Origin of the sequence: Methylobacterium sp. 17Sr1-1, assembly GCF_003173775.1 — a bacterium.
Classification (GTDB): domain Bacteria; phylum Pseudomonadota; class Alphaproteobacteria; order Rhizobiales; family Beijerinckiaceae; genus Methylobacterium.
This window is the reverse complement of sequence record NZ_CP029552.1, coordinates 3,863,733-3,887,001: the sequence shown is the minus strand read 5'-3', so window position 1 is coordinate 3,887,001 and position 23,269 is coordinate 3,863,733. Positions and strand designations below refer to the sequence as shown.

General features: G+C 71.5%; 15 protein-coding genes and 1 pseudogene. 2 read left to right on the top strand and 14 right to left on the bottom strand.

Annotated elements, in window-relative coordinates; all coding sequences use genetic code 11:
- Positions 1-94: 94 nt before the first annotated feature.
- Both DK412_RS17450 and DK412_RS17445 read right to left on the bottom strand, forming a co-directional pair.
- Positions 95-1,564 carry a DegQ family serine endoprotease gene (locus DK412_RS17450; protein WP_109975332.1) on the bottom strand — a complete coding sequence of 490 codons (1,470 nt, stop codon included), beginning with the start codon at positions 1,562-1,564 and terminating at the stop codon, positions 95-97.
- A gap of 34 nt (positions 1,565-1,598) precedes the next feature.
- A complete protein-coding gene (locus tag DK412_RS17445) occupies positions 1,599-2,849 on the bottom strand; it encodes a glycosyltransferase (RefSeq protein ID WP_109972980.1) in 1,251 nt (416 codons plus the stop codon).
- A 146-nt stretch (positions 2,850-2,995) separates the two neighbouring features.
- On the opposite strand from DK412_RS17445, the gene DK412_RS17440 reads away from it, so the two are divergent.
- Positions 2,996-3,175 carry a hypothetical protein gene (locus DK412_RS17440; RefSeq protein ID WP_109972979.1) on the top strand — a complete coding sequence of 60 codons (180 nt, stop codon included), beginning with the start codon at positions 2,996-2,998 and terminating at the stop codon, positions 3,173-3,175.
- Between the two features lie 273 nt (positions 3,176-3,448).
- Here the strand turns inward: DK412_RS17440 and DK412_RS17435 are convergent, their stop codons facing one another.
- From DK412_RS17435 to ahcY, 9 genes and pseudogenes are all read right to left on the bottom strand, one after another.
- Positions 3,449-5,125 (bottom strand): acyl-CoA dehydrogenase family protein, encoded by a 1,677-nt coding sequence (locus DK412_RS17435; RefSeq protein ID WP_109972978.1) that lies wholly within the window; start codon positions 5,123-5,125, stop codon positions 3,449-3,451.
- 109 nt (positions 5,126-5,234) lie between these two features.
- A complete protein-coding gene (locus DK412_RS17430; protein ID WP_109972977.1) occupies positions 5,235-6,005 on the bottom strand; it encodes a glucose 1-dehydrogenase in 771 nt (256 codons plus the stop codon).
- A gap of 82 nt (positions 6,006-6,087) precedes the next feature.
- Positions 6,088-7,020 carry an outer membrane beta-barrel protein gene (locus DK412_RS17425; RefSeq protein WP_109972976.1) on the bottom strand — a complete coding sequence of 311 codons (933 nt, stop codon included), beginning with the start codon at positions 7,018-7,020 and terminating at the stop codon, positions 6,088-6,090.
- A gap of 495 nt (positions 7,021-7,515) precedes the next feature.
- Positions 7,516-10,650: a double-strand break repair protein AddB gene (gene addB, locus DK412_RS17420; protein WP_109972975.1), complete on the bottom strand. Its 3,135-nt coding sequence runs from the start codon at positions 10,648-10,650 to the stop codon at positions 7,516-7,518.
- Positions 10,647-11,144, bottom strand: a complete 498-nt coding sequence (locus tag DK412_RS17415; protein ID WP_109972974.1) for a GNAT family N-acetyltransferase — start codon at positions 11,142-11,144, stop codon at positions 10,647-10,649. Before DK412_RS17415 ends, addB begins: the two co-directional genes overlap by 4 nt.
- 237 nt (positions 11,145-11,381) lie before the next feature.
- On the bottom strand, positions 11,382-12,125 hold the full coding sequence (locus tag DK412_RS17410) for a nucleotidyltransferase family protein (RefSeq protein ID WP_109972973.1): 744 nt from the start codon (positions 12,123-12,125) through the stop codon (positions 11,382-11,384).
- 16 nt (positions 12,126-12,141) lie between these two features.
- Entirely contained in the window at positions 12,142-13,671 is a 1,530-nt protein-coding gene (tsaE, locus tag DK412_RS17405; protein WP_204165391.1) for a tRNA (adenosine(37)-N6)-threonylcarbamoyltransferase complex ATPase subunit type 1 TsaE, read from the bottom strand.
- A gap of 245 nt (positions 13,672-13,916) precedes the next feature.
- Positions 13,917-16,387 (bottom strand): annotated as a pseudogene (locus DK412_RS17400) (ATP-binding protein).
- 472 nt (positions 16,388-16,859) lie between these two features.
- Complete coding sequence (gene ahcY / locus DK412_RS17395) at positions 16,860-18,266, bottom strand: adenosylhomocysteinase (RefSeq protein ID WP_109972971.1); 1,407 nt, start codon at positions 18,264-18,266, stop codon at positions 16,860-16,862.
- A gap of 222 nt (positions 18,267-18,488) precedes the next feature.
- Between ahcY and DK412_RS17390 the strand changes: the two genes are divergently transcribed.
- Positions 18,489-20,108, top strand: a complete 1,620-nt coding sequence (locus DK412_RS17390; RefSeq protein ID WP_109972970.1) for an ABC transporter substrate-binding protein — start codon at positions 18,489-18,491, stop codon at positions 20,106-20,108.
- A 25-nt stretch (positions 20,109-20,133) separates the two neighbouring features.
- On the opposite strand, the gene DK412_RS17385 is transcribed toward DK412_RS17390, so the two are convergent.
- The 3 genes from DK412_RS17385 to DK412_RS17375 form a co-directional block, all read right to left on the bottom strand.
- On the bottom strand, positions 20,134-21,228 hold the full coding sequence (locus DK412_RS17385; protein WP_109972969.1) for an adenylate/guanylate cyclase domain-containing protein: 1,095 nt from the start codon (positions 21,226-21,228) through the stop codon (positions 20,134-20,136).
- 342 nt (positions 21,229-21,570) lie between these two features.
- Complete coding sequence (locus tag DK412_RS17380) at positions 21,571-22,320, bottom strand: pseudouridine synthase (RefSeq protein ID WP_245447022.1); 750 nt, start codon at positions 22,318-22,320, stop codon at positions 21,571-21,573.
- A 24-nt stretch (positions 22,321-22,344) separates the two neighbouring features.
- On the bottom strand, positions 22,345-23,268 hold the full coding sequence (locus tag DK412_RS17375) for a class I SAM-dependent methyltransferase (protein ID WP_109972968.1): 924 nt from the start codon (positions 23,266-23,268) through the stop codon (positions 22,345-22,347).
- Position 23,269 lies beyond the last annotated feature (1 nt).

Genomic DNA, 23,269 nt, shown 5'->3' with positions numbered 1-23,269 from the left:
TAGCACCTCCAGCGAACACTCCGCCCCTTTCCCGGACGACTGCAGCGAAGCGGAAGGAGATCCGGGAAAGGGGGCGTGGCCGTCGAGGGGGCTCCTACCCCCTGAACACCGAGGTCAGCTGCTGCCCGCCCCGGCTGATCGTCACCTCCCACATCGGAGCGGGGGTGCGGGTCATGCGATCGAGGTCCTTGGTGGTGGAGACCGGCGCGCCGTTCACCGCCACCACGAGGTCGCCCTTCTGCAGGCCGGCCTGGTTGGCGAGGGTGCCGCTCTCGACCTCGGCGATGATGACGCCGTCGCCCTGCGACTGCGCCGGCAGGTCGAGCTGCAGGTCCTCGGCCACCGCCGGCGACAGGTTGACGGCCGTGGCGCCGAGGAAGGGCGAGCGGCTCTTCACCTTCAGGGTGTCGCGGGGCCGCGTCTCCGGCGCCGGTCCCAGGCGCACCGGCACCGTGGTGCGGGTGGCGCCGCGCAGGACCGTGAGCTTGGTCTCGCCCTTGATGCCCTTCAGCGCGAAGCGGTAGCCGAAGGCCTCCGGATCGTCGACCGACTGGCCGTCCACCGCCAGGATCACGTCGCCGCGCTTCAGGCCCGCCTCCTCGGCCGGGCTCTTCGCCTGCATCGAGGCCACCAGCACCCCGGTCGGGTGGTCGAGGCCGACGCTGTCGGCGATGTCCGGCGTCACGTGCTGGAGCCGGGCGCCGAGCCAGGGCCGGCGCACCGTCTTGGCGCCGCCCTTGGCGGTCTCCACCACCGCCTTGACCATGCTGGCGGGAATCGCGAAGCCGATGCCGTGGCTGCCGCCGGATTGCGAGTAGATCGCCGTGTTGATGCCGACGAGGCCGCCGTTGAGGTCGACGAGCGCGCCGCCGGAATTGCCCGGGTTGATCGCCGCGTCGGTCTGGATGAAGAACTGGTAATCGGCCGAGCCGACCTGGGTGCGGGCGAGGGCCGAGACGATCCCCTGCGTCACCGTCTGGCCGACGCCGAACGGGTTGCCGATGGCGATCACGAAGTCGCCGACCTGCAGGTGCTCGGAATCGCCGATCTCCATCGGCGTGAGGCCGCCGCCCGGGCTCTTGATCTTCAGGATGGCGAGGTCGGTGCGGGGGTCGCGCAGCAGGATCTGCGCCTCGAACTCGCGCCGGTCGTTCAGCGCCACCTTCACCTCGTTCATGTTCTCGATGACGTGGTTGTTGGTGACGATCAGCCCGGAGGCGTCGACGATCACGCCCGAGCCGAGGGAGCGCTGCGCCCGCTCCTGCGGCAGGTTCGGGCCCGCGTCGCCGAAGAAGCGGCGCAGGAACTCGTCCATGGCGCCGCGATTGGCGGCGCGCTTCTCGACATGGGTGCCGTAGACGTTGACCACCGACGGCGCCGCCCGCTTGACCAGCGGCGCGAAGGAGAGCTGCACCTGCGCCTTCGATTCCGGGACGGCCCGGTTGTCCTGCCGAGTCTCCTGGAGGGCGCGGAACGGCGGCACCGACTCGGCCTGCGCGGCCGCCGGTCGGGCGACCCCGAGAAGGAGCGCGGCGAGCAGCAGGGAGGTCGTCGGGCGGTGCATCGGCATTCGGGTCCTTGCGTGTCTGGGTGCTCTCTCACATGACAGCTTTGCGCTGAAAAGAGGGCGCCTCGGCCGCACCGATCATCCCCGCATAGAGGTCGCGCAGCGCGCCCGCATGGGCGGCGAGCGTCATCGGCGCGTCCCAGTAGCGCGCATGGGCCGCTTCGCCGAGGCGGCGCACCAGGGCGTCGTCCCGCAGCCGGCCGAACACCTCGGCGAGCGCCGCGACGTCGGGCCCGACAACGAAGCCGGTCTCACCGTCCCGGATCTTCTCGCCGGCGCCGGCCCGGTCGGAGGCGACCGCCGGGATGCCGGCGGCGAGCGCCTCGTAGATCGTCAGCGGCCCGGTCTCGAGCCAGCGCGCCGGCGCCGCGACGGCGCGGGCCCGGGCGCGCAGCAGCGCCTCGACCTCGGCGGGCGCGCGCCAGCCGATCACCTCGGCCCCCGGCACGGCGCGCAACTCGTCGGCGAGCGGCCCGTCGCCGATGAACAGCGACGGCAGGCCCGCCCGATGGGCTCCTTGCGCCACGAGGTCGGCGCCCTTCTCGCGGGTGAAGCGGCCGACGAAGGCGATCGCGTCGCCGGCGGCCGGATCGGCCGGGGTGGTGCGCGCCACCCGGACCGGGTTGTCGATCCGATGGTGGCGGAACGGGGCGCCCCGCATCATCGGTTCGAGCCGCGCCCGGCTGCCGTCGGAGACGTGGACGAGATCGAGGGCCGGGAAGCACCGCGCGATCGCCGCCACCTGCGCCAGGGCGCGGGCCACCCGCACCGCCTTGTGCACCCGCGATTGCGGATCGCACGGCGCTGCAAGGCAGGCGGGCGAGAACGGGCGCAGGCCGCAGGGCTCGGCCTTGTCGAAGCGGTAATAGACGCCGTTCGGGCAGACCAGGAAGTAATCGTGCAGCGTGACCGCGACTGGGATCCCGGTGCGGGCGAGCACCGGAAAGATCGCCGGCGAGAGCGCGCGGGTCCATTGGTGCAGGTGCAGCACGTCGGGCCGCACCGGCAGGGCCGCCAAAGCCGCGCCGAGGCGCCGGGCCGCCTCGCGGTTCCAGATCCCCTCGACCGCGCCGCGCCAGGCCGGGCGCTCCCACACGTCGGTGAGGCCCAACCCCACCCGCCGGATGCCCGGATGATCGAGCATCGGGTCGGCCGGCCCGTCGGCCCCGTGAATCAGCGTGACCTCGACGCCGGCCTCGGCGAGACCGCGGGCGGATTCGATCGCGACCTTCTCGGCACCGCCCTTCGGCGTGGCGAAATTCGTCAGGATGGCGGCGTGCATGGGAGGAGCCCTCTCGTGCCGCGATCCTAGCCCGCGCGGCGCCACCGCCCGGTTAAACGACCATCCGGACGCAACACGCCGGGGGCCTGCGCGTTAGCTGGGCAGTCCGTCCCTTGGCCGGGACGCCCTATTGGAGGAAGGCCCCGATGGGCAACGACACCAAGACCCCGAACCAGGATCAGGCGGGTTTCCGCCGCGACAGCGCCTCGCCGGAGGACAAGGCGCGGCCGGAGAACCAGCAGAGCAAGCTCAACGAGCGCCTCGACGAGGCGCTGGAGGAAACGTTTCCGACGAGCGACCCGGTCTCGGTGAAGATCACGAAGTAGGATGGGTTCTGCTTAATCTGTTCGGAAAATATAACGCGCGTCTCCCCTCTCCCGTGTGGGAGAGGGGCCGTGGGGATCGAAGATCCCGCGTGAGGGTGGCTCGGGTTCAGAATTAAACACTCAGGGTGAAGCTGCGCAACTCAATGGTCTCAGCCTTACACGGAGGCCGAGCCACCCTGCGCGATCTTCGATCGCCCCTACCCCTCTCCCAAACGGGAGAGGGGATCCCGCGGCCCCTTTTTTCCAGCACCGCTCTCAGCGAGAGCTTGGCCCTCACTGCACTTCGAGCAGGCGCCGGGCGATGACCTGGGCCTGGATCTCGGCCGCCCCCTCGAAGATCGACAGGATGCGGGCGTCGCAGAGCAGGCGGCTCACCGGATATTCGAGGGCGAAGCCGTTGCCGCCGTGGATCTGCAAGGCGTTGTCGGCCGCCGCCCAGGCGACGCGGGCGGCGAGCAGCTTCGCCATGCCGGCCTCCAGGTCGCAGCGCTTGCCCTCGTCCTTCTGGTGCGCGGCGAAGTAGGTGAGCTGGCGGGCGATGGCGATCTCGACCGCCATCATGGCGAGCTTGTCGGCGACCCGCGGGAACGAGACCAGCGGCTTGCCGAACTGCACCCGCTCCTCGGCGTAGCGCAGGCCGACATCGAGGGCCGACTGGGCGACGCCGACCGCGCGGGCCGCGGTCTGGATGCGGGCCGATTCGAAGGTCTGCATCAGCTGGGCGAAGCCCTTGCCCTCGACCCCGCCGAGCAGGTTGCCCTCCGGCACCGCGAACCCGTCGAAGGCGAGCTCGTACTCCTTCATGCCGCGATAGCCGAGCACCTCGATCTCGCCGCCCGACAGGCCGTCGACCGGGAAGGGATCCTCGTCGGTGCCGCGGGGCTTCTCGCCCAGCAGCAGCGACAGGCCCTTGTGGCCCGGCTCCTCGGGCTTGGTGCGCACCAGCACGGTCATCAGGTCGGCACGGACCGGATGGGTGATCCAGGTCTTGTTGCCGGTGATGCGCCAGGTGTCGCCGTCCTTGACCGCCTTGGTGCGCAGGGACGCGAGGTCGGAGCCGGTATTCGGCTCGGTGAACACGGCGGTCGGCAGGATGTCGCCGGAGGCGATCTTCGGCAGGAAGCGCTGCTTCTGCTCCTCGGTACCGCCACCGAGGATCAGCTCGGCGGCGATCTCCGAGCGGGTGCCGAGCGAGCCGACGCCGATATAGGCCCGCGACAACTCCTCCGAGACCACGCACATCGAGATCTTCGGCAGGCCCATGCCGCCGTACTCCTCCGGGATGGTCAGCCCGAACACGCCGAGCTCGGCCATCTGGCCGATGATCTCGAGCGGGATGTAGGCATTCTGCTGGTGCCACTCGTGGGCGTGGGGCGCGACCTCGGCCTGGCCGAACCGGCGCATCTCGGTGCGGATCGCCTCCATGTCCTCGTCGAGGCCGGTCTCGCCCACCGTGGCGGAGCCCTGGCCCTCGCGGATCAGCCGCACCAGGGCGGCGCGGTTGGCGGCGGTGTTGCCCTCCGCGATCAGGGTCTCGACGGAGTCCGAGCGGTGGCGCGCGACTTCCTGGGCCTTGAGGCCGAGCGACGAGGTCGGGCGCACCATCTCGCCCTGGCTCATCGGGATGCCGCCGAAGAGTTGCTCCAGGTACTCGCCGAGGCCGATGCGCACGAGGAGCGTCTCGGTCTCGCCGAGGCGGCCCTGGGCGGCGAGGTGGGCGGCATAGTTGCCGAGCTGGGTGATCGCCTCGGCGTAGGTCGAGAGCCAGGCGAGGCCGTGGGCGGCGTGCTGCTCGGCCTCCAGGCGCTCGGCCGAGAGGCGGCCGTCGGGCCCGAGCAGGCCGGCGCGCACGCGCCGCGCCGCATCCGCCGCGAGGGCCTTGGCGGCGAGGCCGGCGTCCTGCGCCAGGGTGACGAGATCGGTCGGGGCGGGGGCGGCCTGGGCGGACATCGGTCAGGTCTCCGGTCGATTTTGCTGCGGCGCATACAAATAGCGGCGAATCGCCGATCTGTAGAGGGGCCGGCCTGCCGCTGGGATCGGACTTTTTGGGAAACGGGCGTTATTGCGCCGTGACGCCGCCGTCGATCACCATCTCGGCCCCGGTGACGAAGCCGGCCTCGTCCGAGGCGAGGTAGGCGGCAAGGCCCGCGATCTCCTCGGCGGCGGCGTTGCGGCCGAGCGGCACCGAGGCCTGAAGGCGCTGGCGCAGCTCCTCCGGGCTGTAGCGGCTGCCGGCGGCGAGATCGCGCAGCATGTCGGTCTCGGTGAAGCCCGGATGGATCGAGTTGCAGCGCACACCGTAGCCCTGCCGCGCGCAGTGCAGCGCGACCGACTTGGTGAGGAGCCGCACCGCCCCCTTCGAGGAGTTGTAGGCCGCGAGGTTGTGCCCGCCGACGATGCCCGAGACCGACGAGAGGTTGATGATCGTCCCGCCGCGGCCGGCCGGCGGCTTCATCGCCCGCACGGCGTGGCGGCAGCCGAGGAAGGTGCCGTCGACATTGACCGACTGGACGCGGTGCCAGTCCTCCAGGCTGACCGACTCGATCGAACCGACGACCGCGATGCCCGCATTGTTGACCAGCACGTCGAGGCCGCCGTGGCGGCCGACCGTGCGGTCGACGGCCCTGGCCCAGTCCTCGTTGCTGGTCACGTCGAGGAGGCAGGGATGGAAGGCCGGGTTCTCCGGGGCCACACGCGCGGCCTCCGCCTCGTCGCGATCGGCGAGGATCACCGCCGCCGCGCCCTCGCGGGCGAAGCGCCGCGCGATCGCGAGGCCGATGCCCCGCGCGCCGCCCGTGACCAGGGCGACCTTGCCGGCCAGACGCTGCATCCGGAACCTCCCACCTGCTCCGCCTCTTTCCGGGCGGCAACTGAAGGTGATGCGCGTATGAGCCGCCCGCAAGCCCGATCGGTCAGAACTTCACCGCCGCGCCGCCCCGCACGGTGTTGACGTTCAGCTTGTGGCCGTCGAAATCGTTGAACAGGATGTACTGGTACTCCGCCCGCAGCAGCAGGTTCGGGGTGATGGCGTATTCCAGGCCCGCGCCCGCCGCGATGCCGCCGACGATCTTCTCCTTGGACGGCGTGAAGATGTCCGGTGGGGCGAGGACGCTGCTGCCGGGATTGTCCTGAGAGAAGGTCGTGTAGCCGGAATGGCCGACATAGACCGGTTTTGCGGGGGGAGTGAGCGCCTGGTTGCTGCGATAGGCCGCTTGATCGTACTCGTAGCCGCGCACCGCCACCGTCTCGGCGATCTGGGCCCGGCCGATGGCGAAGCCGCCGGTCAGGAACGGCATGAAGCCGGCGACGGTGTAGCCGACGCGGGCCCGGATTGTGGCGTAGTCCTTGATCTGCGTCGTCGCGTCGCCGGAGAGGTCGGCTCCTCTGAGATAGCCTGTGGCGTCGACCATCTCGCGGCCGATGGCGTCGCTGCTGCGGCCCCTCAAGCCGGAATGGGTGTAGTCGACCTCGACGCCGATCACGGTCTCGTCGAACTGGTAGTTCACGCCCGCGTAGGCGCCGAAGGTCGTCCCGTCCCGCCGCGCGTCCCGCGCGTGCAGCAAGGTGGAGGCGCTGAGGGTGGATTCGATCGCGGTGGCGCGCAGGGCCTGGGCGACCGTCGACTGGAAGACGTTGCCGAAGCCGAAGCTCGCGCTCGACCAGCCACCGTGACCGCCGACATAGATGCCGTCCCAGACATCGACGACCGGCGCGGCGGCCGGTTCGAATTCGCTGCCGCGCAGGGCACCGAAATCGAGGTCAGCGGCCCGCGCGGTCGTCGTCGCCGCAACGCTCAGGCTGACCAGAACACTGCCGACGAGAAAACCAAAGCTCGCGAAACGCATCTGGGCCGCCCCTCGGCTGGTCGATCGGCAAAATTTGCCGTGCCGCTGGCAGGATCATGTCTCGGTAACCTTAATGTTCGGTTACGGACGGTGGAATGACGCTAGGGAAATTCCGGAGCGCCGGTCGCGCGGCGCACCGAGCCTGCGGCGCCCGTGCAAGGGGACCAGGGCTCGCGTCATACGATGTCCGCTCGATCCGCTTAGGTAAAGATCGAGCGCGTCTCCCCTCTCCCGAGTGGGACAGGGGCCGTGGGAATCGAAGATCCCGCGTGAGGGTGGCTCGGTCTCCGCGATGACCCTGAACCGTCGAGCTGCCAACACGACGATCTCGGCTCTACTCGCAAGCCGAGGCACCCTCGCGCGATCTTCGATCGCCCCTACCCCTCTCCCACACCTTGCAGCGATACCGGGCAAGGATCTCTGGCAAGCCCGGCATCGCCCGGAGAGGGGATCCCGCGCTCGACTTGCGTCGGAACTGACCAGACGGAGACGGTATCACTCCTCCCCCTCGACCAACGACCATTCCCTGACCCGCGCCAGGTGGTCGTAGTCGGAATAGGCCTTGGCGTATTTCGGATAGGGCCGCGACAGGTAGGCGGCCTCGCCGGCCATGAAGGCGCCGACGAGCTGGCGCAAGCCCGCGACATGAGCCTCGACCAGATCGGGAAGCGTGCGCCCGTCGCCCCGCGGGGCCTTGAGCGGCACGGGATCGAGGGGCGTCTTGCCGCCGCCGGCCCGGATGTAGAGCAGGTCGGGCGTGTCGCGCGCCGGATCGAGGCCCCGGAAGGCGCCGGCCCGCAGCATCGCAGCCTCAAGGGTCAGCTGGGGCGAGAAGCCGGCGAAGACCTCGCGGGTGCTTGGCGGCTGGCCGGTCTTGAAGTCGATGATGGTGTGGCCGCCGTCGCGGCGGGTCTCGATCCGGTCGGCCCGGGCGCGCAGGGTCAGGACGTGGCCGCCCGGGATCTCGAGCGTCCAGCGCCCGCCGGATTCCGCGTCCACGCGCCGGAGGCCGGGGCGGCGCTCCGCCTCCCAGGCGAGGAACGCGTCGGCCAGCCGCACGAAGCGCGGCCACCACTCGGCGTAGAGCTCCGGATAGGCGTCCGAGATCGGCGCGAAGGCGTTGGCGGCGAGCGCGTAGAGGACCTGCTCGGCCTGGTCGGGGGCGGGCAGCGCCTCCGGGTACCGCTCGGCGAAGCCGCCGAGCACATTGTGCACGATGGTGCCGCGGTCGCTGGCGCTCGGCTGCACCGCCACCGGCTCGAGCGCGTCGAGGCCGAGCACGTGGCGGGCGAAGATCCCGTAGGGGTCGCGCACCAGGGTCTCGATCTCGGTGACGCTGAGCGAGCGCGGGAAGAGGGCCGGGTCGGGCCGGGGCGCCGGCCGGCGCAGGCGCGGCGGCAGCGGCTCCGTGCCGGCATCGAGTGCGGCCGCGAGCGCCCGGAAGCGCTGCCCGCCCTGCACGAGGCCGGCCCACGCCCCCTCGCCCGCGAAGGCGCGCAGGCGCTGGAGGAAGCGCGACGGCACGGTCGGCGCGCCCTCGCGCTTGTGCGCCCGGGTGACGACGGCGTCGGAGCAGCCGAGGGCCTGGACGAAGTCGTGCGCGGTCTGGCCGAGGCGCTTCTCCGGCGAGGGCAGGCCGACGCGGTGGCGCATCGGCCGGTTGAGGAAGGCGTCGGTCTCGGCCTTGGGCGGCCACACGCCCTCGTCGAGACCGCCGAGCACCACCCGATCGACGGAGAGGAGCCGCGCCTCGAGGAGGCCGAGGATGCGCAGCCGCGGATGCGGGCTGGCATTGCGCCGCGACACCACGCGCTCGCGGGCGAGGGCGGTGAAGAAGGCGGGATAATCGGAGAAGCGGCCGGCCAGCAAGCCGGGCTCGGCCAGCTCCATGTCGTCGAACAGGGCGTCGAGCACCGTGACCGAGGCGTCGACCTCCTCGTCCTCGTCGGGCTCGGGGCCCTCCATGAGGAGGTCGCAGGTGGCGCGGTGGCGCTGCGCGATGGCGATCAGGTCGTCGGGGGCGTCGTCCTCGTCGGCGAAAAAATCCCGGAAGGCGACCGAGAGGCGCAGCAGCAGCTCGTCGGCCGCCTCCCACTCCTCGGCGGTCAGGCGCCGACGCGGGCGAGGATCGTGCGGCCGCTCCTCGGTCCGGGCGAGGCGGAGCGCCTCCTCGATGCCCGAAAAGCCCTTGGCCGGGGCCGGGCCGCGCAAGACGCCGATCTCGAGCGCGCTCGCCGCCCGCTCGACCTCCGCGCGGGTCAGGCCGAGGCGCACCAGCGGGTGGGCGAGGAGCGCCAGCACTCGCTCGGGCTTGGCGTCGAGCGCCGCGACGTCGGCGGCGAGCCGCGCGAGGCGCCCGGCGGGGCTGCGTGCCAGCGGCTCACCGGCCGAATCGTCGGCGACGATGCCCCAGCGCTTGAGCTCGGCGGCGACCCGGAGCGCCAGGGCGCGGTCCGGGGTGATGAGGGCGGCGGTGCGGCCGGGCTCGTCCAGCGCCTCGCGCAAGGCGACCGCGATGGCGAGCGCCTCCTCGCGCTCGTCGGCGGCCTCGACCACCCGGATGCCGGCGGCGCCCTCGCGGGCGAGTTGTTCACGGTGAGCCGGATCGAGATCGGCCCAGGCATCGGTGGTCTCGGCCGGGCGCAGGGCCTGGGACAGCAGCCCGGCCCGGGACGCGGCGGCCGGTTCCGGGGTGCCGAGCGGGATCACCGCCGCCCGATCGAGGGCGAGGCCGTCCTTGCTCAGGAGGCGGTGGAGCACCGCCTGTGGATGGGCATGCGCCGCCGCCTCGCCGTCGCCGGCCGGATCGATGGCGGTCCAGCCGGCTTCATCGAGGTCGCGGTCGAGGCCCGGCAGCACCACGGCGCCGCGGGGCAGCCCGGCGATGGCCGCGATGAGCCGGGCGGTGGCCGGCACCGAGCCGGTCGAGCCGGCGACGATCACCGGATCGGCCGGGCGCTCGCGGGTCAACCGCGCGGCCTCCGCCAGCACCAGGGCGCGGCCGCGCGCGGTCGGATCGCTGACGCCGCGATCGGCCAGGATCTGCGGCCAGTGCTCGGCGGCGATGCGCACGAAATCGAGGGTGAGGGAGAAGTAGCGCGAATGCTCGGCCTCGACCGCGCCGGCGATGTCGTTCCACGGCAGGCCCTCGACGGTGAGGGAATCCATCAGCCCTTCGAGGTCGGCGGCGAGGCCGACCGCGTCGGCGGGCGAGGACGGCACCCGGAACGGCACCTCGTCGCCGAGCGGCAGGAGCTGGCGGTCGACGGTGCCGGCCCAGGCCTGGACGAGGCGCGCCAGGATCAGCCGGCGCTCCAGCGACGGGATCGGCGGGCGCAGGATCTCGTCGCGGCGCTCCCCCGCGGGCGCGGCGAGCAGGTCGAGCTCGGCCTCGTCGGCCTCGCCGAGGGGCACCATGCGCGGCAGGAGCGCCGCCGGGCCGCATTCCCTCGCCAGGATCGCGGCGAGCGCCCGGGCGGCGCGGCGGGTCGGGAGGTAGAGGGTGACGGCGGCGAGCCCGAACGGCCCGGCGGCGAGGTCGCCGACGAGCCGGCCGGAGAGCAGCCCCTCGGCCAGGGTGTCGAGGAAGCGAGAGCCCGGCGCGATGGTGAAGACGTGGCCCTCGCTCACCGGGCGGTCTCGCGCAGGAGGTAGCGCACGGTCTTCGCCCCATCATGGATCGCGGCCGAGCCGACCTCCGTGAAACCGAGGGCGGCGTGGAAGGCGTCGGAACCGGGGTTGGGCGGCACGCGGTTGACCTCGCAGGCGATCCGCCCGTGGCCGGCGGCGTCAGCGCGGGCGAACAGGTCCTCGTAGAGGGCACGCGCCAGCCCGCGGCCGCGCTGCGCCGGCGCGGTGACGATCCGGTCGACGTACACGAAGCGCGGGTAGCGGGCCTGGAACCAGCGGAAATTGGGGCTGGCGTAGCGGGCGTCCTGGTCGAGGGCGATCAGGAAGGCGGCGAGACCCTCGGGGCCGGTGACGGCGGTGGCGAGGAAGGCCTGGTCGATGAGGGCGCGGAGCGCCGCCTCGTCGAGGTGGGAGGTTTCGGCGGCGTGGGCGGTGTTGAGGGTGAGAACTGGGCCTAGATCGTGCAGCGGACGAATGGAGAAATCGGGGATCATGCGAGGTCCGTGTGATCTGTCCCGGCGAAGTAAGCCGCGGGATCCCCTCTCCCATGTGGGAGAGGGGTAGGGGTGAGGGTGCTACGGTTCTGAGTCAGGCTTCGACCGTCCAGCTCCCAGCACGACGCTCAGCGTTACACACTGAAGCGTGTCACCCTCACCCCTACCCCTCTCCCACACGGGAGAGGGGATCCCGCGCCATATTCTTGAAGGTGGTCGAGCGCCGTCTGATGCCGCCTACGGCTGCGTCGCGCTCGCCCGCACCCGCTCCTCGGCCTCGCGCAGGGCCTCCGGCGTGCCGACATGGAGCCACTGCCCGTCGAGCCGCAGCCCGAACAGGCGCTCGGCCGCGATGGCGCGGTCGAACAGGAGGTTGAGGGAGAACGACCCCTCCGGCGTGTCGGCGAACAGTTCCGGCTTCACGATCGCGACGCCCGCATAGACGAAGGGGGAGACCTCGCGCTCGGCCCGGCGGGTCAGGCGCCCCTCCTTGTCCATGTGGAAGTCGCCCGGGCCGTCATAGCCGAGGCTGGTCGCGGCGGAGGCCAGGAGGAGGAGCATGTCCATCCGCTCCGGGTCCCAGGCGGCGACGAGGCGGCGCAGGTTCGGCTGCGGCCCTTCGAGCCAGAACGAATCGGAGTTCAGCACCATGAACGGCGCCGGGCCGAGACGCGGGAGCGCCTTCTTCACGCCGCCGCCGGTCTCGAGCAGCTTGTCGCGCTCGTCCGAGATGGTGATGGCCGGCCCCGAGCGGCGGCGCACCAGGTGCGCCTCCATCAGGTCGGCGAGGTAGTGCACGTTGACCACCGCCTCCGGGATGCCGGCCTCGGCGATCCGGTCGAGGGCGTAGTCGACCAGCGACTTGCCGGCGACCTCGACCAGGGGCTTCGGGGTGGTGACGGTGATCGGGCGCATGCGCTTGCCGAGGCCCGCGGCCAGCACGAAGGCGCGCGTCACGGCGGGAGCAGGTGTGTCGGTCATCGCGGGCGGTGGTTCGTCACGGTTCGGGGCAGAGGCGCGGCAGGTGCGCGGCGTACCAGGCCCGCACCCCGGCGAGCGCCGGATGGGCGAGGTTGCGGGCGAGGTAGCCCTCGATGCGCGGCAGGTGGGCGAGGTAGCCCGGCTTGCCGTCGCGCCGGTCGAGGCGGGCGAAGATGCCGAGGATCTTGGTCGCGCGCTGGGCCCCCAGCACCGCGTAGGCGCGGGCGAAGCCCTGCATGTCGAACTCGGCATCCCGCATCTTGCGTTCGCGGGCGTAGAGGCCGAGCAGGCGCAGCTCGAACTCGGCGCTGGCATCGACCCGCGCGTCCTGGAGCAGCGAGGCCACGTCATAGGCCGGGTGGCCGAGGACCGCGTCCTGGAAGTCGATCAGGCCGATGCGCTCAATCCCGTCGCGCTCGGGCAGCCAGATCAGGTTGGGCGAGTGGTAGTCGCGCAGGGTCCAGGTCCGGGCCTCGGATTCGAGGCCTTCCAGCGCATCGCTCCAGGCGGCGACGAAGGCGGCCTTGGCGTCCGGCGCCAGCGGGATGTTGGCGACGAAGGGCGCGTACCATTCGGGCAGGAGCTCGGCCTCGAACAGCAGCGCCTCGCGGTCGTAGGGCGGCAGGACGTGGTCGCGGCCCTCGGCCACCGGCAGCACGCCGGGCAGGGTCGTGCCGTGCAGGCGCGCCAGCACCTTCACGGCCTCGGCGTAGCGCTCGGGCCGGGGCCCGTTCTGGTCGACGACCGGCTCGGTGCCGAGGTCCTCGAGGATCAGGAGCCCCGCCTCCAGGTCCTCGCCGAGGATCTTCGGCGCGCTGAGCCCCAGGGCCCGCAGGCCGCGATCCATCGCCACGAAGGCGTGCACGCTCTCGGCGAGGTGGACGATGGCGCTGTAGGGCTTGCCGTCCCGCACGGGCGGCCCGTCGGGCTTGGGCGGCGAGATCATCAGCACCGCTTTTGCGCCGTCCGGGTTGGTCAGGCGCTCGTAGGAGCGGCTCGACGCATCGCCCTGCATGTGGGCCCGCTCGGCCTCGCCCCAGCCGGAGCGGTCGAGCAGCACGCGGAGCGCCCGGGCCCGCATCAGCCGGCCGCCGAGGCCCCCGCCGCCGATCAGGCGGGCGAGGCGCGCATCGTCGCCGAATTCGGGCTTGAGGGAGAGGTCGATGGCCAGCGTCGGGCCGTGGCGTGGCGGCAGCCGGTCGGGCCACTCGACCAGCGCGATCGCCCGCTCGGTCATCTCGTCGAAGCCGAGCTCGACCAGTTCGTCGGGCCCGCGCAGGCGGTAGAGGTCGGCGTGGACGACCGCCTGCCCGCCCCGTCCCTCGTAGGGCTGGAGGAGCGTGAAGGTCGGGCTCGGCACGTCGAGCTCGGGATCGCCGACGATCTCGCGGATGATGGAGCGCGCCAGCGTCGACTTGCCGCCGCCGAGCCCGCCGGAGAGCGCCACCAGGTCGCCGGGCCGCAGGATCTCGGCGAGGAAGCGGCCGAGATCCTCGGTCGCGCTCTCGTCCGGCAGCACGATCTCCCAGGGTGTGCGCTCGGCCATGCCCTCCTGGTCCACTCCGCCATCCTCGCTCACGGGCCCGTCACGGGCGTCGGGTCCCGGTCATAGCCCATGAACCTTAACCTTTCGAATCGTCGCGTTTCCCGCGGCCGCGGGGTCGTGCGGCACCCTGACCGGGATGATCGGCCAGGGACGATCGACGGACGACAACGCGGCCAGGGTGCCGGAATATCCCGACCCCGTCACCCGCCGGCACGAATCGCTGTCCCCGGCGGCCGCCCTGCCGGCTACTCGGCCGCCGCCAGATGGGCCTCGCCGTCGCCGACCGGGAAGGTGCAGGCGACCCGGGTGCCCGCGCCGGGGGAGGACGCGATGTCGATGCGACCGCCATGCAGCTCGACGAAGGAGCGCACGATCGACAGGCCGAGGCCCACGCCGCGGTGGCGGGTGCCCAGCGTGTGGCTCTCGAAGCGCTCGAACACCCGCTCCATCACCTCCGGCGGCATGCCGCGGCCCTGGTCGATGACCTCCAGCACCAGGCTCTCGCCGTTCTTGCGGGCGCAGACACGGACCTGCTGGCCCGGGGCCGAGAAGCCGACGGCGTTGGAGAGCAGGTTGAACAGGATCTGGCGGATGCGCTTGCCGTCGGCGACGAAGCTGCCGATGTCCGGCGGCACGTCGAGGACGAGGGCGATGTCGGCCTCCGCCAGCCGGTCGCCGATGCCGCGCACCGCCGCCGCGATCGTGGTCTGCACGTCGACCCGCTCGCGCGTCAGCTCCATCGAGCCGGCATCGATCGAGGCGAGGTCGAGGATGTCGTTGATGATGACGAGGAGCGCCGCCGAGGAGCGCATGATGTGGTCGGCGTACTCGCGCTGGCGCGGGTTGAGGGCGCCGACGGTCTCGTCGCCGAGGAGCTCGGTGAAGCCGATGATGTTGGTGAGCGGCGAGCGCAGCTCGTAGGAGACGTGGTGCACGAACTCGTCGCGCAGGCGGGTGGTGCGCTCCAGCGCCTCGTTCTTGTCGGTCAGCGCCCGCTCGACGTTGACGCTCGCCGTCACGTCGATGTGGGTGAGCAGCGTCGCCCCGTCCGGCAGCGGCTCGGCGGCGCAGTCGAGCATCGTGCCGTCGGCGAGCGCCAGCCGGCAGGCGAGGCCGCGGCGGGCATCGACCACGCCGGTCACCGCCTCGCGGATCTGCGTCCACGGCTCCTCGGCCGGGCTCAGGGTCCGGCAGACCGCGATCACCTGGTCGATGTGGGGCTGGACCTCCAGCATCTCGGGGCCGATGCGCCAGACCTGCGCGAAGGCGCGGTTGGCGAATTTGAGCCGCCCGTCGGTGCCGAACACCGCCACCGGCTCGCGCAGGGTGTCGAGCGTCTCGCTCTGCACCTGCATCAGCACGTTGTAGCGCGATTCGAGGTGGACCCGCTCGGACACGTCCTCGAACAGGTAGGTCAGCCCGCCCTGCGGGTTCGGGTCGGCCAGCACGCGCAGGGTCCGCCCGTCGGGCAGGTGCCACCAGGTCTCCTGCGCCTCGGCCGCCCGGTAGGCGGCGAGCACGCCGGCCTTCCAGCTGCGGAAATCCGCCTGCTCGGGCAGCTTGCGGGCGTTGCGCAGGGCGTCGAGGATCTCGCCGTCGAGGGGCCGGCTCTCCAGGAAGGCGGGATCGAGGTCCCAGAGCTGGCGGTAGGCGGCGTTGTGGAAGATCAGCTGCTGGCGCGCGTCGAACATCGCGACGGCGGTCGGCAGCTGGTCGAGGGTGCGGACGTTGGCGTCCATCTGGCGCTGCAGGTCGGCGCGGACGCTCTCGAGCTCCGAGACGTCGACCGCGATGCCAACGGTGCCGGCCTCGGTCGCGACCTCGGTGACGTCGAGGGTGCGGCGCGCGCCCGCCACCACGGCGGAGACCCGCAGGGGCCCGGCGCCCCCCGGGAGCGGCGGCGCTCGGCCTCCTCGCGGGCGGTGCGCTCGAGGAGTTCGGCGCCCTCGCGCACGGCGCGGGCGGCGTCGCCGGCCTCCGCCGCGGCGGCGTAGGCCGCGTTGGCCCAGGCCAGCCGCCCGTCGGGGCCGCGGTGCCAGACCGGCTGCGGGATCGCGTCGAGGAGGCCGGACAGGGCCGAGAGGCCGTGGCGGGTCTCGTCGAGGGTGGCGCGCAGCTCGACCAGTTCCTGGCGCTCGCCGGTGAGTTCGCGCAGGCGCAGGAGCGCTTGGCCGCCCACAGCCTGCCCCTGCGCCTCGACGGTGCGGCCCTGGAGCGTGCGCACGGTGCGGCGGAAGCGCTCGCCGCGGCCGCGCAAGCTCTCGACCGCGGCGTCCAACGCCGCGGCGTCGGCGGGCACGAGCCAGGCCCCGAAGGCGAGCACCCGGCGCACCGAGCCCGGCCGCGACCCGTCCGCGGTGATGCCGACATCGCCCTCGACCAGCGGCTCGCCGCGGGCGTCCCAGGTCACGACGACCTGCGGCTCGGAGCCGAGCAGGAGATCGGCCCGGTCGTGGGCGCCGCGCAAGTCGGCGAGTTCCGCGTTCAGGGTGTGCTCGCGCCGGGCCCAGCGGGCGCGCTCGCGCAGGTAGAGCAGCGACAGGATCGTGGCGAAGATCGTCAGGCCGATCAGCACCGCGAAGCCGACGGCGTTGTGCGCGTGCAGCCCCGGTGCGGTCTCCGCCGCCTGAGCGGCGGCCGCGAGACCGAGTGCGCCGCCCAATACGCCGGCGCCCGCGCGGCCGCCGAGCCGTCGCGGCGTACGTCCAACCCCCATGATCCGTCCGTCTCCACGCGAACCGGCGCACCGGCCCTCGACCGGACCGGTGCGCCACACGACCTGAACGCTACGCCACGATGAACGCCGGGAGCCGCGTCCGTCATGCGGACCGGCTCCCCTCCCCAGAGATTCGCCCGGAGTTTAGCGCGGTGCGGATTCAGCCCGGAAGGGGTGAATTGGGGGGAAGCCGGGCCGGGCTGCACGGAGCAGCGTCAAGAGCACAGAAATGCCACACCTTGGACAGAACAAAGGCAGAACCCAGGTTCCAGCCTCGACCGTGCAACCGCCACCTTGAACCGTACACGCAAAAAGAAGAGCCCGGCCTGGCGGCCGGGCTCCCCATTCCATCACTTGGTGACGGGCGCGATCTTAGAGGACTTCACGATCGCGCTGCAACCGCGAAGCTCTCCAAGTCTTTCGTTGACGCATTTTCTTCGACGAACCGGCAACCACTTCGTCGGAAAATGCTTTAGTAACGGTAGTGGTCGGGCTTGAACGGGCCGCTCTGCTTGACGCCGATATAGGCGGCCTGGTCCTCGCGCAGCTTGGTCAGCTTGACGCCGATCTTCTCGAGATGCAGCGCCGCGACCTTCTCGTCGAGGGCCTTGGGCAGGGTGTAGACCTTCTTCTCGTACTTGCCCGGGTTGGTCCAGAGCTCGATCTGGGCCAAGGTCTGGTTGGTGAAGGAGGCCGACATCACGAAGGACGGGTGGCCCATGGCGTTGCCGAGGTTCACCAGGCGGCCCTCCGACAGGAGGATGATACGGTGGCCGTCGGCGAACTCGATCTCGTCGACCTGCGGCTTGATGTTCTGCCACTTCAGGTTCTTGAGACCCGCGACCTGGATCTCGTTGTCGAAGTGGCCGATGTTGCAGACGATCGCCCGGTCCTTCATCGCCCGCATGTGGTCGAGGGTGATGACGTCCTTGTTGCCGGTCGCGGTCACGAAGATGTCGGCGCGCGGCGCGGCATCCTCCATGGTGGTGACCTCGTAGCCCTCCATCGCGGCCTGGAGCGCGCAGATCGGATCGACCTCGGAGACCAGCACGCGACAGCCGGCGTTGCGCAAGCTGGCGGCCGAGCCCTTGCCGACGTCGCCGAAGCCCGCGACCATCGCGACCTTGCCGGCCATCATCACGTCGGTGCCGCGGCGGATGCCGTCGACCAGCGATTCGCGGCAGCCGTAGAGGTTGTCGAACTTCGACTTGGTGACCGCGTCGTTGACGTTGATCGCCGGGAAGAGGAGCTTGCCCTCCTTGGCGAGCAGGTACAGGCGGTGCACGCCGGTGGTGGTCTCCTCCGAGACGCCCTTGATCGACTCGGCCAAGCCCGCGAACCAGCCCTTCGGCTTCTCGGCCAGCATGCGCTTCAGGAGCGCGAAGAAGATCTCCTCTTCCTCCGAGCCCGGCTTGTCGAGGAAGGCGGTATCGCCGTTCTCGGCGCGCAGGCCGAGATGCACGAACATCGTGGCGTCGCCGCCGTCGTCGAGGATCATGTTCGGCATGCCGCCGTCATGCCACTCGAACAGCTTGGCGGTGTAGTCCCAGTAATCCTTCAGGGTCTCGCCCTTGATGGCGAAGACCGGGATGCCGGCGGCGGCGATCGCGGCGGCGGCGTGGTCCTGGGTCGAGTAGATGTTGCACGAGACCCAGCGGATGTCGGCGCCGAGAGCCTTCAGGGTCTCGATCAGCACCGCGGTCTGGATCGTCATGTGCAGCGAGCCGGCGATCTTGGCGCCCTTCAGCGGCTGGCTCGCGGCGTATTCCTCGCGCACGGCCATCAGGCCGGGCATCTCGGTCTCGGCGATCGCGATCTCCTTGCGGCCGAAATCGGCCAGGGCGATGTCCTTGACGATGTAGTCCGTGTTGCTCGGCATGGTCGGTCTCCCGTGTCGGCCGCTTCGGCTGCGCCTATACCAGCCGCCCGGCGGGGAGGCAATCAAGATATAAAGATGTCTTTATGCGACTGGTTCGAGGGTGGAGGGGCCACCGCACCGACCGCGTCCGCCCGCGATTTGCAGCCGCGCTTGCACGCAACTTGCAGACGTCAGGCGCGTAACGCGGCCGGACCGGCCGCGCGCCAGCCGGGGTCCTCTTCGATGCGTCATGCCTCCCTCTCGCGCCGCCAGCTCATCGCCGGCGCCTCGGCCCTCGCGGCGCTGGGACCCACCGGCGCCGTTCTGGCTGAAGGGACGGCGTCCGGCAGCCTGACCTACGGCATCTCGCTGTTCGACCTGCCGCTCACCACCGGCCAGCCCGACCGGGGTGCGGGCGGCTACCAGTTCACCGGGCTCACCCTCTACGATCCGCTGGTCGCCTGGGAGCTCGACGTCGCCGACCGGCCGGGCAAGCTGGTGCCCGGGCTCGCCACCTCGTGGGAGAGCGACGCCGCGGACCGCCGCAACTGGGTCTTCCGCCTGCGCGAGGGGGTCAAGTTCCACGATGGCTCGGCCTTCGACGCCGACGCGGTGATCTGGAACTTCGACAAGGTGCTCGACGCCAAGGCACCGCACTACGACCAGCGCCAGGCCTCGCAGGTGCGCCCGCGGCTGCCCTCGGTGGCGTCCTACAAGAAGCTCGACGCCATGACGGTGCAGGTCACCACCAAGGCGGTCGACGCGCTGTTTCCCTACCAGATGCTGTGGTTCCTGATCTCGTCGCCGGCGCAGTACGAGGCGGTGGGGCGCGACTGGACCAAGTTCGCCTTCCAGCCCTCCGGCACCGGGCCCTACCGCCTCGCCGCCCTGGTGCCGCGGGTGCGCCTGGAGCTCGTGCCGAACACGACCTACTGGAACCCCAAGCGCATGCCGCGGCTGGCGAAGCTCACGCTCGCCTGCATGCCGGAGGACCTGTCGCGGGCCAACGCCCTCCTGTCGGGCAATGCCGACCTGATCGAATTGCCCGCCCCCGACGCGGTGCCGCGGCTGAAGGGCGCCGGCATGCGGGTGACCGGCAACGACACGCCGCATGTCTGGAACTACCACCTGTCGATGCTGGAGGGCAGCCCGTGGCGCGACCTGCGCCTGCGCAAGGCCGCCAACCTCGCCATCGACCGCGAGGGCGTGGCGGCGCTGATGGGCGGGCTCGCGACGCCGGCGGTGGGCCAGGTGCAGCCGTCGAGCCCGTGGTTCGGCAAGCCGGGCTTCCAGATCAAGTACGACGTCGACGCGGCGCGCAAGCTGATGAAGGAGGCGGGCTACTCGGTGCAGAACCCGCTGCGCACCAAGTTCATCATCCCGACCGGCGGCTCGGGACAGATGCTGTCGCTGCCGATCAACGAGTTCGTGCAGCAATCCTGGGCCGAGATCGGCATCGCGCTCGAGTTCCAGGCGGTCGAGCTGGAGGTCGCCTATACCGGCTGGCGCCAGGGCGCCGCCGATCCGTCGATGAAGGGCATCACCGGCGGCAACATCGCCTACGTCACCTCGGACCCGCTCTACGCCATCCTGCGCTTCTACGATTCGAAGCAGGTCGCGCCGACCGGCGTGAACTGGAGCCACTACCGCAACCCGGAGGTGGACAAGCTGTGCGACGCGGTGCGGGCGAGCTTCGACCCGGCCGAGCAGGACAGGATGCTGGCGCGCATCCACGAGATCGTGGTCGACGACGCGGTGCAGGTCTGGGTCGTGCACGACACCAACCCGCACGCCCTCTCGGCCAAGGTGAAGGGGTACACCCAGGCGCAGCACTGGTTCCAGGATCTGACGACCCTGGGGTAAGCGGTCCGCGACCGGCCGACGGTTCTCAGCCGCGCAGGGCCGCGTAAAGCCGCCCTGCCCGGCGATCGGCCTCGACCTCCGCGCGCGCACCGACGAGCCGCGGCCTGCGCCGGTCGGCGAGCGCGTGCACCGCCATCGTCTCGCTCCGCCCCCGCAGCCGGTACGACCCGAGCGCCTCGACCGTGATGCCCTCGGGCAGGAGCGGCAACTGGCCGAGGACCGCCTCCGAGATCAGCACGTCCCTCCGGGTCTCCCGGCACAGGCCTTCGAGCCGGGCGGTCGCGTTCATGACGTCGCCGAAATACGCGATCTTGTGCCGGTCGACGCCGACCTCGGCCGTCACCACGCTGCCGCCGTGGAGGGCCGTGCGCAATTCGGGCACCAGGCCGAAGCGGGCGAGCCAGCCGTCCCGGTCGGCGTCGAGGGCGCGGCGGATCGCGAAGACGCAGGCGACGCACCGCGCCTGTTCGACACCGCGCGCGAGCGGCCAGGAGACGATGACCTGATCGCCGATATAGTCGTCGACCTGGCCGCGGTAGCGGCGCACCGGCTCCGCGATCGCGGAGAACACCGCGGTCAGCAGTTCCTGCGCGGCGATGTCGCCGTGCCGCTCCGCATAGGCCGTCGACCCGGCGAGGTCGAGGAACAGGAAGACGCGTTCCTCCCGGACCGGGCGGTGGTAGCGCCCGAGGATGAGGTTCACGAAGGTCGCAGCCCCGATCAGGTCGCGCACGCGCAGGACCGAGACGATGATCGCCGACATCGCCAGCGCGAACGGAATGGTCGAGAGCTTCGGCGTGATCGCTCCCATCAGGGGCTTGTCCACGATGCCGAGCGTCCAGAGCGCCAGTCCCGTCAGCCCCATGCCGACGACGATGACCAGCACCAGGCTGATCTCGGCGGCCGCGAAATAGGCCAGGGTGGGCAGCCGCCGCAGACGCTCGCTGTAGCCGGCGAGGAAGACCCCGCGCTCATACGCGATGGCGAGCACGCCGATGCACGTCCCGTAGAGCATCCCTGGGACATTCGGCCCGTCGCTGAACAGCAGGCCGTGCAGGGCCCCGAACGAGGCGCTGACGGCCGCGATGATGATCCAGAAGGTCGCGGTGCCGGTCGACATCGTCTTCCTCCGCTCGGGAGCGAGAGCGTATCGATGGACTAACATGAGCGGCGACACAACGATCACTGGGGATATCGCGAGCTCGACCGCACCGGCTTCGTGCGGCAGCGCACCGGGCGATGACGCGATTGCTGGAACGTCGCTGCTCGCGCGGATCGGCGTCCACGATGAGCAGGGCGGACGACGTGGCGCAGCACTGGTTCTAGGAATTTAACTCTGGTGTAGTCATCGAACCGCGGCGTCCGTCAAACCCCTTGTCGTCCCGGGGCTCGACGAAGTCGAGAACCCGGGATCACGGTGGAGAGAGTTCGAAACCGCGACGATAGGCAGAGGCCGCCTCTCTCACGCCGCCCCGAACACCCGCGCCACATCCCCCTCCCCCATCACCCGGTACTGCTCGGGCTCCAGGTCCGCCGGCAGGTCCAGCGCGCCGATCCGGTCCCGGTGCAACGCCGCGACGTGGTTGCCGACCGCCGCGAACATCCGCCGGACCTGGTGGTAGCGCCCCTCCGTCAGGGTCACGGCGGCGCGCGTCGGCTCGTGCACCTCCAGGGTCACCGGCAGCAGCGGCTTCTCCTCTCCCTCCAGCATCAGCGTGCCGGAGGAGAAGATCGCACCCTCGTCGCCGCGCAAGGGGCGATCCAGCGTCACCTGGTAGCGCTTCGAGACGCTGGCCTTCGGCGAGATGATCCGGTGCAGCAGCGCCCCGTCGTCGGTCAGCAGCAGGAGGCCGGAGGTCTCCTTGTCGAGGCGGCCGATCGTGGAGAGGGCCGGCTCGCGCTGACGCCAGCGCGGCGGCAGCAACCCGTAGACCAGCGGGCCGGCCTCCTTGTGCGAGCAGGTGACGCCGAGGGGCTTGTGCAGCATCAGCGCCACCCCGGGCAGCGGGTCGAGGGGCTTGGCCTGGACCGTGAGGCGGGCCGGCAGATCCGGGTCGAGGGCGATGCGCTGGTCGGCGTCGCGCAGGGGCGAGCCGTCGAGCACCACCTTGCCGGCGCGGGCGAGCATCTGGATCTCGCGCCGCGAGCCGTAGCCGAGATTGGCGAGCAGCCGGTCGAGCCGGACCGACGCCACCTTCGCCTTGCCGGTCATCGCAGGCTGCTCATGTCTCGCTGCTCACTTGCGCGCCTCATGGATCTTGTAGCCCTGCGCGGCGGCCCGCTGCGTCACCTCGCGAAACACCTCCCCCAGGGTCGCCTCGTAGGGCAGATGGGTGTTGGCGGTGAGCCACAGCGTCCCGCCCGGCCGCAACGCCGCCGCGGCGCGGCGGATGAAGGCCTGGCCGAGCGCCCGGTCCTCGGTGCCGCCGTCATGGAAGGGCGGGTTCATCACCACGAAGTCGAGGCGCTCGGGCACGGCGTCGGCCGCGCGGGCATCGGCCCATGTCACCGTCACGCGCGGATCGTCGACGTTGCGCCGCGACGCCTCGACGGCCCGGCGATCGTTGTCGACCAGGGCGAGGGCGGTCACCTTGGGCGAGGCCAGCACGGCGTGGGCGAGGATGCCGAGGCCGCAGCCGAGATCGGCGCCGCGTCCGGACAGGACGGGCAGGGTCTCGATCAGCAGGGCGGTGCCGGGATCGATCCGGTTCCACGAGAAGATGCCCGGCTGCGTCCACAGGCCGAGCTCGTCGAGGCGCCGCGGTGCACCCTCGCCGATCGCCTCGTCGAGCCCGGTCGGCGCGTCGGGCCGCACCGTGCGGACGATGCGGTGGTGGCTCTTGGCGCTCTCGTCGAGGCGGCAGCCGAAGGCCGAGAGTTCGCGGCCGAGCCGCGAGCCGCCCCGGTCCTTCGGAGCGAGCACGGTCAGCGGCGCCCCGGGCGCGAGCGCCCGGAGCCCCAAGGCCAGCACGTGGCGGCGCTCCAGGGTGCCGGGCGGAGCCAGCATGGTCAGGCCGGGGAGCGAGCCCGGGACCAGCTCGTCCAGGGCGGTGCCGCCGGGCACGAGCGGCGAGAGCTGCAGGGCGTCGTGCGCCACCTCGGCGAGGTCGGCGGGCGGGTGGCCGTAGACGCCCGGCCGGGAGAGAGCGAGGTCGGTCACG

Excerpts from the sequence above, each read along its gene's own strand:
- DK412_RS17435 (WP_109972978.1), bottom strand. The coding sequence starts at position 5,125 with ATGTCCGCCCAGGCCGCCCCCGCCCCGACCGATCTCGTCACCCTGGCG.
- DK412_RS17385 (WP_109972969.1), bottom strand. The coding sequence starts at position 21,228 with ATGTCGACCGGCACCGCGACCTTCTGGATCATCATCGCGGCCGTCAGC.
- DK412_RS17430 (WP_109972977.1), bottom strand. The coding sequence starts at position 6,005 with ATGCAGCGTCTGGCCGGCAAGGTCGCCCTGGTCACGGGCGGCGCGCGG.
- DK412_RS17415 (WP_109972974.1), bottom strand. The coding sequence starts at position 11,144 with ATGATCCCCGATTTCTCCATTCGTCCGCTGCACGATCTAGGCCCAGTT.
- DK412_RS17440 (WP_109972979.1), top strand. The coding sequence starts at position 2,996 with ATGGGCAACGACACCAAGACCCCGAACCAGGATCAGGCGGGTTTCCGC.
- DK412_RS17425 (WP_109972976.1), bottom strand. The coding sequence starts at position 7,020 with ATGCGTTTCGCGAGCTTTGGTTTTCTCGTCGGCAGTGTTCTGGTCAGC.
- DK412_RS17390 (WP_109972970.1), top strand. The coding sequence starts at position 18,489 with ATGCGTCATGCCTCCCTCTCGCGCCGCCAGCTCATCGCCGGCGCCTCG.
- DK412_RS17410 (WP_109972973.1), bottom strand. The coding sequence starts at position 12,125 with ATGACCGACACACCTGCTCCCGCCGTGACGCGCGCCTTCGTGCTGGCC.
- DK412_RS17450 (WP_109975332.1), bottom strand. The coding sequence starts at position 1,564 with ATGCACCGCCCGACGACCTCCCTGCTGCTCGCCGCGCTCCTTCTCGGG.
- DK412_RS17445 (WP_109972980.1), bottom strand. The coding sequence starts at position 2,849 with ATGCACGCCGCCATCCTGACGAATTTCGCCACGCCGAAGGGCGGTGCC.
- DK412_RS17380 (WP_245447022.1), bottom strand. The coding sequence starts at position 22,320 with ATGACCGGCAAGGCGAAGGTGGCGTCGGTCCGGCTCGACCGGCTGCTC.
- tsaE (WP_204165391.1), bottom strand. The coding sequence starts at position 13,671 with ATGGCCGAGCGCACACCCTGGGAGATCGTGCTGCCGGACGAGAGCGCG.
- ahcY (WP_109972971.1), bottom strand. The coding sequence starts at position 18,266 with ATGCCGAGCAACACGGACTACATCGTCAAGGACATCGCCCTGGCCGAT.